At 54.0% G+C, this 13793-nt stretch carries 16 protein-coding genes; 9 read left to right on the top strand and 7 right to left on the bottom strand.

The genetic code is table 11. The features are described 5' to 3' along the window. Nucleotides 1–46: 46 nt before the first annotated feature. Nucleotides 47–1909 carry a bifunctional glutathionylspermidine amidase/synthase gene (gss, locus tag BFV64_RS19475; protein ID WP_045134825.1) on the bottom strand — a complete coding sequence of 621 codons (1863 nt, stop codon included), beginning with the start codon at nucleotides 1907–1909 and terminating at the stop codon, nucleotides 47–49. A gap of 183 nt (nucleotides 1910–2092) precedes the next feature. Between gss and yghU the strand changes: the two genes are divergently transcribed. The 4 genes from yghU to BFV64_RS19495 all read left to right on the top strand — a co-directional run bounded on the left by yghU (nucleotide 2093) and on the right by BFV64_RS19495 (nucleotide 4337). Continuing rightward, nucleotides 2093–2962 (top strand): glutathione-dependent disulfide-bond oxidoreductase, encoded by an 870-nt coding sequence (gene yghU, locus BFV64_RS19480; protein WP_014885224.1) that lies wholly within the window; start codon nucleotides 2093–2095, stop codon nucleotides 2960–2962. A 157-nt stretch (nucleotides 2963–3119) separates the two neighbouring features. Continuing rightward, nucleotides 3120–3452: a YMGG-like glycine zipper-containing protein gene (locus BFV64_RS19485; RefSeq protein WP_014885225.1), complete on the top strand. Its 333-nt coding sequence runs from the start codon at nucleotides 3120–3122 to the stop codon at nucleotides 3450–3452. Between the two features lie 192 nt (nucleotides 3453–3644). Further along, the gene (locus BFV64_RS19490) at nucleotides 3645–3977 is read left to right on the top strand and encodes a type II toxin-antitoxin system RelE/ParE family toxin (RefSeq protein ID WP_014885226.1); all 333 of its coding nucleotides are present in this window, start codon (nucleotides 3645–3647) and stop codon (nucleotides 3975–3977) included. Between the two features lie 12 nt (nucleotides 3978–3989). After that, nucleotides 3990–4337, top strand: a complete 348-nt coding sequence (locus tag BFV64_RS19495) for a helix-turn-helix domain-containing transcriptional regulator (RefSeq protein ID WP_014885227.1) — start codon at nucleotides 3990–3992, stop codon at nucleotides 4335–4337. Between the two features lie 7 nt (nucleotides 4338–4344). On the opposite strand, the gene BFV64_RS19500 is transcribed toward BFV64_RS19495, so the two are convergent. Beyond that, nucleotides 4345–5892: a methyl-accepting chemotaxis protein gene (locus BFV64_RS19500; protein WP_014885228.1), complete on the bottom strand. Its 1548-nt coding sequence runs from the start codon at nucleotides 5890–5892 to the stop codon at nucleotides 4345–4347. A gap of 257 nt (nucleotides 5893–6149) precedes the next feature. Between BFV64_RS19500 and BFV64_RS19505 the strand changes: the two genes are divergently transcribed. Further along, nucleotides 6150–7190 (top strand): aldo/keto reductase, encoded by a 1041-nt coding sequence (locus tag BFV64_RS19505; protein ID WP_023331302.1) that lies wholly within the window; start codon nucleotides 6150–6152, stop codon nucleotides 7188–7190. Between the two features lie 44 nt (nucleotides 7191–7234). On the opposite strand, the gene BFV64_RS19510 is transcribed toward BFV64_RS19505, so the two are convergent. Together BFV64_RS19510 and BFV64_RS19515 are read right to left on the bottom strand one after the other, a co-directional pair. After that, nucleotides 7235–7723, bottom strand: a complete 489-nt coding sequence (locus BFV64_RS19510; protein ID WP_014171606.1) for a TIGR00645 family protein — start codon at nucleotides 7721–7723, stop codon at nucleotides 7235–7237. Nucleotides 7724–7804: 81 nt separating this feature from the next. Further along, nucleotides 7805–8308 carry an ESA_00282 family adhesion-associated protein gene (locus BFV64_RS19515; RefSeq protein ID WP_008499806.1) on the bottom strand — a complete coding sequence of 168 codons (504 nt, stop codon included), beginning with the start codon at nucleotides 8306–8308 and terminating at the stop codon, nucleotides 7805–7807. A 104-nt stretch (nucleotides 8309–8412) separates the two neighbouring features. Here BFV64_RS19515 and BFV64_RS19520 point away from each other — a divergent pair, with 104 nt between their 5' ends. After that, nucleotides 8413–8817, top strand: a complete 405-nt coding sequence (locus BFV64_RS19520) for a hypothetical protein (RefSeq protein WP_014885230.1) — start codon at nucleotides 8413–8415, stop codon at nucleotides 8815–8817. Nucleotide 8818: 1 nt separating this feature from the next. Beyond that, nucleotides 8819–9268, top strand: a complete 450-nt coding sequence (locus BFV64_RS19525) for a hypothetical protein (protein WP_014885231.1) — start codon at nucleotides 8819–8821, stop codon at nucleotides 9266–9268. A 42-nt stretch (nucleotides 9269–9310) separates the two neighbouring features. Here BFV64_RS19525 and exbD read toward each other — a convergent pair whose 3' ends face one another. Both exbD and exbB read right to left on the bottom strand, forming a co-directional pair. Further along, on the bottom strand, nucleotides 9311–9736 hold the full coding sequence (exbD, locus tag BFV64_RS19530; RefSeq protein WP_069602361.1) for a TonB system transport protein ExbD: 426 nt from the start codon (nucleotides 9734–9736) through the stop codon (nucleotides 9311–9313). A gap of 4 nt (nucleotides 9737–9740) precedes the next feature. Further along, nucleotides 9741–10472, bottom strand: a complete 732-nt coding sequence (gene exbB, locus BFV64_RS19535; protein ID WP_069602362.1) for a tol-pal system-associated acyl-CoA thioesterase — start codon at nucleotides 10470–10472, stop codon at nucleotides 9741–9743. Nucleotides 10473–10723: 251 nt separating this feature from the next. Here exbB and metC point away from each other — a divergent pair, with 251 nt between their 5' ends. Together metC and yghB are read left to right on the top strand one after the other, a co-directional pair. Then, a complete protein-coding gene (gene metC / locus BFV64_RS19540; protein ID WP_014885234.1) occupies nucleotides 10724–11911 on the top strand; it encodes a cystathionine beta-lyase in 1188 nt (395 codons plus the stop codon). 143 nt (nucleotides 11912–12054) lie between these two features. Continuing rightward, the gene (yghB, locus tag BFV64_RS19545; protein ID WP_014885235.1) at nucleotides 12055–12714 is read left to right on the top strand and encodes a DedA family general envelope maintenance protein YghB; all 660 of its coding nucleotides are present in this window, start codon (nucleotides 12055–12057) and stop codon (nucleotides 12712–12714) included. A 46-nt stretch (nucleotides 12715–12760) separates the two neighbouring features. Here the strand turns inward: yghB and BFV64_RS19550 are convergent, their stop codons facing one another. Continuing rightward, nucleotides 12761–13660 carry an AraC family transcriptional regulator gene (locus BFV64_RS19550; protein ID WP_069602363.1) on the bottom strand — a complete coding sequence of 300 codons (900 nt, stop codon included), beginning with the start codon at nucleotides 13658–13660 and terminating at the stop codon, nucleotides 12761–12763. Between the last annotated feature and the right edge of the window lie 133 nt (nucleotides 13661–13793).

Raw genomic sequence — 13793 nt, forward strand, 5'->3', positions numbered from 1 at the left:
GTCCCCGCAGAATGGTCTGCGGGGAGCTATTTCGAGCGGTTCTGAGTTACTTATCCTTCACCACAATCAGCGGTTCAATATCGCTCTCTTTCTTCACCACCAGCGAGTCATCTCCGCGCAGACAGGTGCCGCCGTAGTTCCCGCCGACGGTAAAGGTGCAGACCTGAATGTATTTGCCGTCAACGTTTGGCAGGCACCACAGCTGCTGGTAAATGTTTTTGCGATCGATAAACTTGCCGCTGGATTTATCCAGCAGTTCGTCCTGGGCGCTAATGAGATCGATATTGCTGCCGCAGCGTCCGGCAATCGGCTTGACGGCATAACCGGTCTGTTTCAGCAGGTCGTTAACCTCAAAATCGGTGTCGAGCAGGTAACGGTGGTTCGGGAAAAGCTGCCACAGTACCGGCAGAATGGCTTTGTTACCCGGTATCACCGTCCACAGCGGCTCAAAGACCAGCACTTCCGGACGCAGCAGGACGTCGATCAGGCGCACTTCACCCTCGGGATGTCCGGTCCGAATCGGCACGGCGGCATATTCGGTTTCGCTGACCTCGCGGATTTGCTCTATCGCCGTTTCCCACGCCCAGGTTTTCCACACGCAGTTGACGTGGCGACCTTCGTCGTCAATCAGCTGCCCGGCAGCATCCCAGCTTAGCGCCCCCAGCCCGTGCAAAATTTTGGTTTCAAACCCGGCCTGCAGCAGTGAACGCTGAATAAAGAGCGCGTGATAATCCTCTTCGACATCGTTGTCCTGCATGATGTGCACGAACGGACGCGCGTGGCTGTGTTTCCACGCGCCGGTCAGCTCTTCCAGCAACCCTTCTGCCGGGTTATGACCGTGGCCGCGATAACCGTTTTTCACCCACTCTTCGAGAATCAACCCGCCCTCGGTATGGCAGGACGCGGAGTCGGCATTGTACTCGTAGACCTTAATCCCGCGCTCATCCATGCAAAAATCCATACGGCCGGTGATCATATGGTGACGACGCCACTGCCAGGAGAGGCGCAGGCGCGGCCAGAGGATTTTTGGAATGTCGAAAAGCGCCAGCAAATTGTCGTCTTTCAGCACCTTGTCCGTCGCGTGCAGGTACATCAGGTGCAGTTCGTTGGTGGCCTTGATCAGCTCCTGCTCGGCGCTTTCGGTGATGGTGAAGTACTGGCAGGGATCTTTATTGATCACATGACCGTTCGCGCGGATATACGCCTGCTGCAGCGCGTCATTTTCGTTGAGCCATTTTCCGTCGAACTGACGTTTGTTTTTCAGCCGCGCACCGCGGATTTTCAGCAGTTCACCGTCGATTTCCGGCTGGGGAATGCTGTGTTCCGTGTCGTCGGTCTGGATCATCCAGCCGAGAATTTCCGTGTCGCTGAAGGTGTCATGGATTGTGTAACATCCGTTCTCCACGCTCAGCCGCAGCTCGCGCGTCCACTGCTGCCCGAGCGGCAGCGGGGAGTGCAGGACGTTCTGCTCTGCAATGCGCACCTTGTCGTCCAGAAGCTGGGTGATCACCGCCACGTGGCCGGTCTCATGAAACTCTCCACCCTTTTGCCAGATCAGCAGCGCCCCGGCGCGCGGCGCGCGCTTCGAGCCGTTGGCAAACGCCTGAAGGGGCAAAATGTTATCGTTCACCACCTGACGCAAAAAGCGCAGGGAGAAGATCTCCCACGCCATGCCGACGTCGGTAAACACGAAACCATAGTTGAGGAACAGGAAACGGCGGGCAAACTCAACACACTGCCATTTGTGGCCCATGTATTCGTTGCCGATATAACTGCGAAAATCCGCATCTTCCGGGTATTTTCGCGGGTCCAGACTGCTGTAATTTGAAGAGTAAATCGCCACGCCACCCGGCGCATAGCCTAACAACGTCCCGAATGGCGCATCACTGCTTAACTTTCCTTTACGCATGTATCCAACCTAAAACAGGCAGGCGGCAATTTTTTGAAGGGTTGTCGTCGTCTGCACGTTGTAATTAACCTGACAGAGGTGGAATTATCATACACCTGCCCTGTCCATTACGCTCGCATCGTTAAACGGTTCCCCTGCCACCTGCTAAACTGCCTCAACACAACACCAAAGAGGCAGGCCAACATGTCAGACGAAAACACCTATCAGCCACCGAAAGTGTGGGAATGGAAAAAGAACGGCGGCGGCGCGTTCGCCAATATTAACCGCCCGATTTCGGGCGCGACGCATGAGAAAGATCTCCCCGTGGGCTCCCATCCGCTGCAACTTTATTCGCTGGGAACACCTAACGGCCAGAAAGTGACCATCATGCTTGAAGAGCTGCTGGCGCTGGGCGTGACGGGCGCGGAGTATGACGCCTGGTTGATCCGCATCGGCGAGGGCGATCAGTTCTCCAGCGGGTTCGTTGAAGTGAACCCGAACTCGAAAATACCGGCGCTGCGGGATCACTCCACGACCCCACCAACGCGCGTCTTTGAATCCGGCAATATCCTGCTCTATCTGGCAGAGAAATTTGGTCACTTCCTGCCGAAAGATCCGGCGGGACGCACCGAAACGCTGAACTGGCTGTTCTGGCTGCAGGGCGCGGCGCCATTCCTGGGCGGCGGTTTTGGTCACTTCTACAACTACGCGCCAGTGAAAATTGAGTACGCGATCGATCGCTTTACCATGGAAGCCAAACGCCTGTTCGACGTGCTGGATAAACAGCTGGCGCGCGGCCGTTACGTGGCGGGCGAGGAGTACACCATCGCGGATATGGCGATCTGGCCATGGTTTGGCTGCGTGGCCCTGGGTAGCGTCTATAACGCCGCCGAGTTCCTGGATGCCGAAAAGTACACCAACGTCCAGCGTTGGGCGAAAGACGTGGCGAACCGCCATGCCGTGAAGCGTGGACGCATCGTTAACCGCACCAGCGGCGAGCTGAACGAGCAACTGCACGAACGCCACGCGGCGAGCGACTTCGATACCAACACGGAAGACAAGCGTCAGGCGTAATGCTTTGCCGGGCGGGTCACCGCCCGGCAGATGAGATCCTTGCCAGGGCATGATTAGCCTAAAGGTTGAGCCGCAATTGCTGGCACTATCTGGCCGTTTTTCTCGCGCAGATGTGAGAAACGACGTATCAACCGACAGCAGTCACAAAGGATCTGTTATGAAACTTATTAAAACAACGCTGGTCATCAGCGCTCTCCTTTTTTCCACCTCGGGAATGGCCATCGACAAAACCGCCGCTGGCGCGGTAGCGGGCGCTGCCATTGGCGCGGCCACAGGCAAAGATCTGAAATCCACCGTCGGCGGTGCCGTTGTTGGCGCAGGTACAGGTGCCATGTTCAAAAACGGCGAAAAAGGTAAAGACGCACGTAAGGGGGGTGCCGTGGGTGCCGTCGTTGGCGCAGGAGCGGCTGCCGTGACGGGCAAGAGTGTGCTGAAAGGAGCGGCCGTGGGTGCGGGCACGGGTGCACTGATTGGCGAAGCGACCCACTGATAAGCATTGCCGGGCAGCGCTGCGTTTGCCCGGCCACAGCGTTGTTCAATAATCCCCCCCTGCCAAATCTCTCGTTTTTGCGATCCGCTTTCTGAAAATTATCTTCCCACTCAGTTATTACGATGCAAACAATTGCCTGTCATAGCCTGAAGATTACAATGCTTTGCTTATCGTAAACTACAGGCTACAATAATGGCTAACGTTAAACACTACATTACAGCTGATGGATATGATCCTTTTGATGCATATCTGCGAAGTTTGAAAGATCCCATAGCAAAAGCCATGATTGCCACGCGTGTCGCCAGAATGTCGACGGGTAACTATGGCGATTGCAAACCATGCAGAGAGAGTGTGTCAGAGCTCAGAATTGACCGGGGACCCGGCTATCGTGTCTATTTTAGTGAAGTCTCCGATCCGGCAGATGGCGCAGTAAGTCTGGTGCTATTGACTGGAACGAAAAAAAAGCAAAATGCAGACATTGAAAGGGCCGTTGAGTACCTCAACGACTACAAGCGCAGAATATAAGAGGAAATCGCAATGGCTAAATCAGTACTTCATGATGACGCAATGGTACAACTCCTGAAAGATTCTCCGGATTTCGCGCCCGTCTATCTTCACCAGGCTTTCATTGAAATTGACGAGCCAGGAGGCTATGAGGCGTTCATGCTCGCCTTACGGCATGTGATCGAAGCCTCTGGCGGGATGACTGTTATTGCAAAACGTGCTGGTATTTCTCGCGAATCACTTTATAAATCACTCTCACCAAACGGTAACCCCTCATTTAAGCGTATCGCAGAAGTGGCATCTGCAACGGGATATCCGATTTCCCGAATTGCAACAGCAGGGTTAAACGATAATACAAGGCCGCATCAGGCGGCCTTGTAACGTTGTGTTATGCCGTCAGGCGGAACTTCTGCACCGAACGCTGAAGCTCTTCGGTCTGACGTTCCAGCGCGGCGGCTGCCGCGGAAACCTCTTCCACCAGCGAGGCGTTTTGCTGGGTGACGCCGTCCATCTGCGTAATGGCAATCCCGACCTGCGAAATGCCCTTGCTTTGCTCTTCAGAAGCGGAAGCGATTTGCTTCATAATGGTCGTCACTTCCGTCACGTCGCGTAAGATGGCATCCATGGTCGTGCCCGTGTCGCCCACCAGCTGTGCCCCCTGTTCTACGCGATTAACCGAATCAGCAATCAGCCCCTCAATTTCCTTGGCCGCGTTGGCGCTGCGGCTTGCCAGATTACGGACTTCCCCCGCGACGACGGCGAAACCGCGGCCCTGCTCGCCCGCGCGTGCCGCTTCAACGGCTGCGTTGAGCGCCAGGATATTGGTCTGGAAGGCAATACTGTTGATGACGTTGGTGATTTCAGCAATTTTCTTCGAGCTTTCGGAAATACCGCTCATGGTGGTAACCACCTCTTCCACCAGCGAACCGCCGCGGCTGGCAGTGGTTGAAGCCACATCGGCAAGCTGGCTGGCCTGACGCGCGCTTTCCGCGTTCAGTTTCACGGTGGCGGTCAGCTGTTCCATGCTGGCCGCCGTCTCTTCCAGCGCGGCAGCCTGCTCTTCGGTACGCGAAGAGAGATCGTTATTGCCGCTGGAGATTTCCGTCGCCCCGCGCCAGATATTTTCACTGCCCGAGCGAATCGTACTGACGGCTTCACGCAGGCTGTCCTGCATGGCACTCAGCAGGGGAACCAGTTGTCCCACACAGTTGCGGCCGAACGGCGCAATGGGCTGGCTGAGATCGCCCTGGGCAATCTGGCGGAACTGCTGGCGGATACGCTCCAGCGGTTTTACCAGCATCGCCACCAGGTAACGGTCGGTAAAAAGCAGAATCAGCAGACCGATAATCGTGGCGACGATAATCACCGTGCGGGTCATACTGGTCAGGCCGTCCACCACCACGCGGGTACTGTCGAGCGTGTTCGCAGCGGCAGTGTTGAACGCCTCGGCAGCCGCACCGAACGCACGGCTCAACGGTGGCGTGACGTTGTTGGCCTGCTGGCGGTAGCCTTCCAGAGCCCCCTGCTTCGCCTGCGCCATTTGCGGCGTCACGCCCTGGTCGAGCAGCGCCTGCCAGGAGCCGATCACCCGGGATGCGATCGCCTCATCCATCGGGCCGGGTGACATCGCTTTCATCTCGGCCAGTTTCTTGCCCATGTTATCCAGCGCCTGTTGGGCGGAGGACAAATCGGGCGTGCCGCCAGCGGCTTTGACTTCCATTGCGCGGCTCAGGCGGGTCACGAAGCGGAAATACTGATCGTTGCCCTGGCTCAGTACCGTCATCTGTTTCACCAGATGGCGATCAACTTCATTGCCCTCTGAAACGCGTGACAAAGACCAGGTGCTGTACAGCCCAACGCCCGCCCACATTAAACAAAAGATCCCGAGAATCGTCAGCATGACGAAGCGGATCGTGAAATTACGTAGCATATTCATAAGATTTCCTTGCCGTGAGGGTGAATTCGCCCAGAGGCGAGTACTTCTCTCTTTATCGGCAGGCAGCGCGGAAATTATAACCTTTTGTGATTATTTTTAATTAGCGCGGCTTCACAGGTCGCACAGCCATGGTTAATTATTACCTTTCAATATGAAGGGGTTAAACCCTGTCATCGCTTCTGTGAACAATTTATGATTTGATAAACGCAGAATAAAAACGCTGTTTCGAAAATTCATTAAATAAGAAAGGAGACATCATGTCCTGGCACCCTTCCCCTGACCGCTACGAGAACATGCAGTACCGCTATTGTGGAAAGAGCGGCCTGCGTCTGCCCGCGCTGTCGCTGGGTTTATGGCATAGCTTCGGCCACGTCCAGCCTCTCGATGCCCAGCGCGCACTGCTACGTAAAGCCTTCGATCTCGGCATTACCCATTTCGATCTTGCAAACAACTACGGCCCACCGGCAGGGAGCGCAGAGGAGAACTTTGGCCGCCTGCTGCGAGAGGACTTTGCCGCGTACCGCGACGAGCTCATCATCTCCACTAAAGCTGGTTACGACATGTGGCCGGGGCCGTACGGTTCAGGCGGTTCACGCAAATACCTGCTCGCCAGCCTCGATCAAAGCCTGAAACGCATGGGGGTCGAGTACGTTGATATTTTCTACTCCCACCGCGTGGATGAAAATACGCCGATGGAAGAGACGGCCTCAGCGCTAGCCCACGCCGTGCAGAGCGGCAAAGCGCTGTACGTCGGGATCTCGTCCTACTCAACGGAGCGCACTCAAAAAATGGCCGGGTTACTGCGCGAGTGGAAGATCCCGCTGCTCATCCACCAGCCGTCCTATAACCTGCTTAACCGCTGGGTCGATAAGACCGGATTGCTGGATGCGCTGGAAGCAAACGGTACGGGGTGCATCGCCTTTACCCCGCTGGCGCAGGGTCTGCTGACCGGGAAATACCTGAACGGCATTCCGGAAGGTTCTCGCATGCAGCGAGAAGGGCATAAGGTGCGCGGGCTGACAGAGAAGATGCTGACCGACGCCAACCTGAGCAGTCTTCGTCTGCTCAATGAGATGGCACAGGCGCGTGGCCAGACCATGGCGCAAATGGCGTTGAGCTGGTTACTGAAAGATGCGCGCGTAACGTCAGTGCTGATTGGTGCCAGCCGTCCGGAACAGCTTGAGGAGAACGTCCGGGCGCTGGATAACCTGCGCTTTACAGAGGACGAACTCACGCGGATTGACCAGCATGTTGCGGATGGGGAGTTGAATCTGTGGCAGGCGTCGTCGGATAAATAGTGCAGATTGATGCCCTCTCCCCTCTGGGGAGAGGGATATGCACTTTACTTCTTACTGATCTTATCCAGATACCCCATCACAAACGCCGACAGCACAAACGTCAGGTGGATAATCACGTACCACATCAGTTTATTATCCGGGACATTCTTCGCGTCCATAAACACGCGCAACAGGTGGATAGAGGAGATCGCCACAATCGACGCTGCCACTTTATTCTTCAGCGACGAGGCATCCATTTTGCCCAGCCAGTTGAGCTTCTCCTTGCGCTCGTCGATATCAAGCTGGGAGACAAAATTCTCGTAGCCGGAAAACATCACCATCACCAGCAATCCCCCCACCAGGGTCATATCCACCAGCGACAGCAGAACCAGAATCAGGTCCGCTTCAGCAATGGAAAAAATGTTCGGCAGAACATGCAGGATTTCCTGAAAAAACTTAATCGTCAGCGCGATAAGTGCCAGCGAAAGGCCAAAATAGACGGGAGCCAGTATCCAGCGGGAGGCGTACATGGCATTTTCAAAGAAGCGTTCCATAAAGTCCTGTTTGCAAAAGAAACCAGCGCCCAGTATATCTCAACGGCACTGGCTATTTGCAAGAACTCAACTGTTCATGACTTAGACGTTGTCCGGATTAACCTCCGGACGCGCATACTCCGGCCAGACCAGCACCACAAGTTCGGGGTAGGCTTCCAGACTGAACTCACGAAAACACTGGCGAAGGTTTAATACGTCCAGGTCTGAATACGAGACCTTCTCTCCGTTAAGACAGCGCTTTTTGATATTGTCGTAATATTTATAAACCGCTGAATTCAGGTCGCTGCAACGACGCTGCGCCTCAAACAGACCGGGCGTGTCATTAATTTCGGACATTTTCATACGCTTAATTGTCGCGTGTAAAAAGTCGATATATTCGTGATTTACCCGCCAGTACCAGACAGGCGTAACAGAGTTCATCAAAACAGAGAAATGGTCTTCACCTTCCTCTTTTGTCATCAGTTCAGGCTGTGGAGGTTCACTGGTGTCTTTCGACACTTTCGTTTTATTGAACTCCTGCATCAATAAAAGCACACCAGCGGTCAGTAATAGTAATGTGATGACCGTAAAAAAGATGCTGTTCATGGGTTGGCTCCATTTTTTTTGATTTTAAAATTGCCTCATGATATTGTCAACGAATCTCACGCCTTTACCAACCCCACCCTGTTGAAAATAAAGGAAATTAAAAAATGCTGCCCGACTATCTCGTCCCGGCTAAGTACCACATTACGCCTGTGGAACAGCAACCGACGGAAGAAGAAAAAAAGGCCAGTTTCACTCAGGGGAAAAGAAAGCTCTCCGATTTCGAGCCTGATATATTAATTGGTGTTTCCCGCACTGGCAAATCCCGTAATATGTTGCTGGAGGAGCACGATCGCCATATAAAAGACCGCTTATTTCGCGCTATAAAAATTGAGGCCTTCGTCCACCTGCTGAATGACCTCCAGGCTGAAGGCGAAATAGATGCCCAGAAACTAAGTCAAATAATGGCTGAAAAAACAAAAGAAATAAATGAAGCGGGCAATGAAATTTGGCTTAATCTAATTACGCGTGAAAAAAACAACCCTATTTTTTATACCCTTGGGGAAGATTAACGTGAAAGAAGTTAAAGACAACGACGTTTATTTGACTTTAGATGATAAAAAAAGTGATGAATTTATCTTAAAGCAAAATCTCGACGCCCTGAGAAACACAAAAAATATCGAGATGACGCGTATTACGCAAGACCTGGTATCGATTCCGGCGACGCTGGTGCGGCTGAAATGGCAGAATCGCCGCGAGATTTACCCGCTACAGGTCAAAGAAGAGATTTACGGTGCGGTGATAAATAGCCTCATCGAGCAGCAACCCGAGCTGAAAGAGAAGCTGCTGGGCCGGCTCGAGGCCAACTATCAGTATCTGCTTGCCAGAGAAGTCGCCACCCTGCGCCTGACGCGCAAGCTGTCAGCCGGTGAGTACCGTACCTCAAACGTCACCTGCGTTGCGCTCGACGAAGACACGCTGGCAACCTCCTCTGCCGCGCAGACGGATAATAAAAACGCATAAACCGACAGACATAAAAAAAGCCGGCTTTCGCCAGCTTCTTTACTATTTTTTGGCCGCTTTCTCTTCGCCGACCAGTCCAATCTTCAGATAACCCGCCTGATGCAGCGTGTCCATCACCTTCATCATGGTTTCGTAGTCGACGGTTTTGTCCGCACGGAAGAAGACGGTGGTGTCTTTCTTGCCGCCGGTTAGCTGATCCAGCGCCGGAATAACCGAAGCATCCGTTACCGGTTCGTTACCCAGGAACATCGATTTATCCGCTTTCACCGAAAGATAGATGGGCTTTTCCGGACGCGGCTGCGGCTGGCTGGACGAGGCCGGCAGATTCACCTTCACGTCCACCGTCGCCAGCGGCGCAGCGACCATAAAGATAATCAGCAGAACCAGCATGACGTCGATAAACGGCGTCACGTTGATCTCATGCATTTCACCGTTATCGTCCAGATTTTCGTTTAGACGCATCGCCATAATATCAACCTACGCGCAGTTTAGACGCCGCATGCACCGGTTTCACGGCGCTGGCATTCAGGTCGAGATCGCGGCTTTGCAGCAGCAGAACCTGAGCGGCAACGTCACCGAGCGTGGCTTTGTAGCTGCCAATCATACGCGCGAAAATGTTATAGATAACGACTGCCGGAATCGCCGCGACCAGACCAATCGCCGTCGCCAGCAGCGCTTCTGCGATACCGGGCGCAACAACCGCCAGGTTGGTGGTTTGAGTCTGAGCGATACCGATAAAGCTGTTCATGATGCCCCAGACCGTACCGAAAAGACCGACGAACGGCGAAATTGCGCCAATGGTAGCCAGATAACCATTACCACGTCCCATGTGTCGGCCAACGGCCGCAACGCGACGCTCCAGACGGAAACCGGTACGCTCTTTAATGCCTTCGTTATCTTCACTGCCAGCGGAGAGTTCCAGCTCGTTCTGCGCTTCGTTCACTAACAGGGTGGTCAGGCTTTTTGCGTGGAAGGATGAGGTTATATCAGACGCCTGATCCAGAGAGCGGGCTTCTGCCAACTGCTGCTGTTCCCGCTTGAGGCGACGCTTCTGCGAAAGCAGCTCGGCGCTTTTGCTGAAGAAGATAGCCCAGGTGACAACGGACGCCAGAATCAGGCCGATCATCACAATCTTAACCACGATGTCAGCATGTTGATACATGCCCCAAACGGAGAGATCCGTCTGCATCAAATTATTACCCACTCTGTATCTCCAGGACGCAAATCACAAAATCTGAACGTAATAATATCAAAACGTCGTCGAATTGATAGTAGTTCTCATTAGTATTTGCATGGTGCCGTAATTTTCGCTCACTTTCCTTGCGCTTACGCAGTAAAAATTTCTTATGCGGTTTTTTGCTAATATTTTCTGCTTATTCGATAAGCATGCGGGTGAAGTTTTTCACAATCGTGGTAGTCTGGACGTCCAGACGTATAAAAACAGGGTTAGCGAACATGACTAAGAAGCATCTTGATACCACGCTGGTACAGGCCGGACGCAGCAAAAAATATACGCAGGGTTCGGTTAACAGCGTGATTCAACGCGCCTCCTCCCTGGTGTTTGACACCGTTGAGGAGAAAAAAATCGCCACGCGTAACCGCGCAAAAGGCGGGCTGTTTTATGGCCGTCGCGGCACGCTAACCCATTTTTCTCTGCAGGAAGCGATGTGCGAGCTGGAAGGCGGTGCGGGCTGCGCGCTGTTCCCGTGCGGTGCGGCTGCGGTCGCCAATACCATTCTGGCGTTTGTGGAACAGGGCGACCATATCCTGATGACCAACACCGCCTATGAACCCAGCCAGGACTTCTGCACCAAAATACTCAGTAAACTCGGCGTCACTACCGGGTGGTTCGATCCGCTGATTGGCGCAGGCATTGCCGAACTTATTCAGCCAAACACGCGCATCGTGTTCCTGGAGTCTCCCGGTTCAATCACCATGGAAGTGCACGACGTACCGGCTATCGTGAAGGCCGTGCGCAGCAAAGCGCCGGAGGCGATCATCATGATCGACAACACCTGGGCGGCGGGCGTGTTGTTTAAAGCGCTGGAATTCGACATTGATATCTCGATTCAGGCGGCGACGAAATACCTGATTGGCCATTCAGACGGGATGATTGGCACAGCAGTATCTAACGCGCGCTGCTGGGATCAGCTGCGTGAAAATGCCTACCTGATGGGCCAGATGGTCGATGCAGATACAGCCTACATGACCAGCCGCGGTATCCGCACGCTGGGGGTTCGCCTGCGTCAACACCATGAAAGCAGCCTGAAAGTGGCAGAGTGGCTGGCTCAGCATCCACAGGTTGAGCGCGTTAATCATCCTGCGCTTGCGGGCAGTAAAGGCCATGAATTCTGGCAACGTGACTTTACGGGCAGCAGCGGGTTGTTCTCGTTTGTGCTTAAAAAACGGCTAGATAATGACGAACTGGCAAACTATCTGGATCACTTTACCCTCTTCAGCATGGCCTACTCCTGGGGCGGTTTTGAGTCCCTGATCCTGCCTAATCAGCCGGAGCAAATCGCGGCTCTGCGCCCTGGCGGCGAAGTGGACTTCAGCGGCACCCTGATTCGCCTGCACATCGGTTTAGAAAATGTGGACGATTTAATTGCGGATTTATCAGCAGGGTTTGAACGTATCGTGTAGAGTGCTCGCTGAAAATGTACTCCCCGGACGCTTTTCTTAACACTGCAAGCAGAAAAGTCTGCATGAGTTGCGCCTGCGATCAATCCCGGCAGGTATAATTGGGAGTACAATAGCGTTATCTCTGCTGTTCCACAGGAAAGTCCATGGCTGTTATTCAAGATATTATCGCGGCGCTCTGGCAACATGATTTTGCCGCACTGGCGGATCCGCACGTTATAGGCGTCGTCTATTTCGTGATGTTCGCAACGCTGTTTCTGGAAAATGGATTACTGCCAGCCTCGTTTTTACCCGGTGACAGTTTGCTTTTGCTTGCCGGGGCATTGATCGGTAAAGGCGTTATGGACTTTACGCCAACGATGGTTATCCTCACCTCTGCCGCGAGCCTGGGCTGCTGGCTGAGCTATCTGCAGGGCCGCTGGCTGGGGAATACGCGCGTCGTAAAAGGCTGGCTGGCGCAGTTACCGCATAAATATCATCAGCGGGCGACCTGTATGTTTGACCGACACGGCCTGCTGGCGCTGCTGGCCGGACGTTTTCTGGCTTTTATTCGCACCCTGCTGCCCACCATGGCGGGTATTTCCGGCCTGTCGAACCGCCGTTTTCAGTTCTTCAACTGGCTGAGCGGCCTGCTGTGGGTGGGGGTCGTGACCACGTTAGGCTACGCGCTGAATATGATCCCCTTTGTGAAACACCATGAAGATCAGGTGATGACATTCCTGATGGTGCTGCCGATTTTCCTGCTGGTAGCCGGGCTGGTGGGAACCATTGCGGTGGTGATTAAGAAAAAGTACTGCAGCGCATAAACAAAAGCCGGGTGGCGGCTACGCCTTACCCGGCCTACGTTTCTCGTCAGGCGCCCTGCATCGTTCGTATACGCGACGCATCTTCTCCCGGCGTGACGCCGAAATAGCGCTTAAACTCCCGACTAAACTGCGACGCACTCTCATAGCCCACCCGCATTGCCGCCGCGCTGGCCTTCATGCCGTCGTGGATCATCAGCATCCGCGCCTTATGCAGCCGGTAGGTCTTGAGGTATTGCAGCGGCGAGGTGCTGGTCACCGATTTAAAGTTATGGTGAAACGCCGAGACACTCATGTTCGCTTCCGCGGCGAGCTGATCGACGCTGAGGTTTTCCGTGTACTGGCTCTCAATACGCTTGAGCACGCGGCTTATCAGACTGAAGTGGGTCTGTCGGCTCACCAGCGCCAGCAGCGCTCCCCCGCCGGGGCCCAGCAGTACATGATAGAGAATTTCGCGAATGATCTGCTTGCCCAGGATACGCGCGTCCAGCGGCCGCTCCATGACGTCCAGCAGACGCTCGATGGCGCACAGGATCTCTTCAGACAGCGTGGCCGAGTTAATCCCGCTTGAAGCCATCGACGGCTGGAAGAGTTCATCTTCGCCTATCTCCATCAGCAGTTCCTGCAACTGAAGGATATCGACATTAACGCGAATACCCGCCAGCGGGACCTCCTCTGTCGCGAAAGTTTCACATTCAAAGGGTAAAGGTACTGTCAGAAGCAGATATTCATTGGTGTCGTAGCGGAACACGCGGTCATTGATATAACCAATTTTATGGCCCGAAAAGAGAAAAACGATGCCCGGCTGGTACATCACTGGCGTGCGCGTCCCGGGCTGCGTGCCATAGAGCAGACGAATATCAGGCAACGGATCGCTGACACTATTTTTATTATCTATCAGTCTCTTAATCTGCGCGGTAAGCTGAAGGCAGATCGCTTCACGGTTCATTTTTCGTTACTCCGGGTACGTTTTCCGACTTTCACAGTTTGCGCACTTTCCCGAGGTTTCTCCAGCGCTCTGTAGAAATGGGCAAGACATTGGCAGGAATGTGCATTGAGAGCCTGGTCCCGGAGCGCCACAA

It is taken from the genome of Enterobacter kobei, assembly GCF_001729765.1.
In the GTDB taxonomy this organism is placed as follows: domain Bacteria; phylum Pseudomonadota; class Gammaproteobacteria; order Enterobacterales; family Enterobacteriaceae; genus Enterobacter; species Enterobacter kobei.

What these genes read in the sequence shown, in the direction of transcription:
- BFV64_RS19505 (WP_023331302.1), top strand. Translation starts at nt 6,150, where the DNA reads ATGTCCTGGCACCCTTCCCCTGACCGCTACGAGAACATGCAGTACCGC.
- BFV64_RS19495 (WP_014885227.1), top strand. Translation starts at nt 3,990, where the DNA reads ATGGCTAAATCAGTACTTCATGATGACGCAATGGTACAACTCCTGAAA.
- yghB (WP_014885235.1), top strand. Translation starts at nt 12,055, where the DNA reads ATGGCTGTTATTCAAGATATTATCGCGGCGCTCTGGCAACATGATTTT.
- BFV64_RS19550 (WP_069602363.1), bottom strand. Translation starts at nt 13,660, where the DNA reads ATGAACCGTGAAGCGATCTGCCTTCAGCTTACCGCGCAGATTAAGAGA.
- yghU (WP_014885224.1), top strand. Translation starts at nt 2,093, where the DNA reads ATGTCAGACGAAAACACCTATCAGCCACCGAAAGTGTGGGAATGGAAA.
- BFV64_RS19485 (WP_014885225.1), top strand. Translation starts at nt 3,120, where the DNA reads ATGAAACTTATTAAAACAACGCTGGTCATCAGCGCTCTCCTTTTTTCC.
- BFV64_RS19490 (WP_014885226.1), top strand. Translation starts at nt 3,645, where the DNA reads ATGGCTAACGTTAAACACTACATTACAGCTGATGGATATGATCCTTTT.
- gss (WP_045134825.1), bottom strand. Translation starts at nt 1,909, where the DNA reads ATGCGTAAAGGAAAGTTAAGCAGTGATGCGCCATTCGGGACGTTGTTA.
- exbD (WP_069602361.1), bottom strand. Translation starts at nt 9,736, where the DNA reads ATGGCGATGCGTCTAAACGAAAATCTGGACGATAACGGTGAAATGCAT.
- BFV64_RS19500 (WP_014885228.1), bottom strand. Translation starts at nt 5,892, where the DNA reads ATGAATATGCTACGTAATTTCACGATCCGCTTCGTCATGCTGACGATT.
- BFV64_RS19520 (WP_014885230.1), top strand. Translation starts at nt 8,413, where the DNA reads ATGCTGCCCGACTATCTCGTCCCGGCTAAGTACCACATTACGCCTGTG.
- BFV64_RS19515 (WP_008499806.1), bottom strand. Translation starts at nt 8,308, where the DNA reads ATGAACAGCATCTTTTTTACGGTCATCACATTACTATTACTGACCGCT.
- metC (WP_014885234.1), top strand. Translation starts at nt 10,724, where the DNA reads ATGACTAAGAAGCATCTTGATACCACGCTGGTACAGGCCGGACGCAGC.
- BFV64_RS19510 (WP_014171606.1), bottom strand. Translation starts at nt 7,723, where the DNA reads ATGGAACGCTTCTTTGAAAATGCCATGTACGCCTCCCGCTGGATACTG.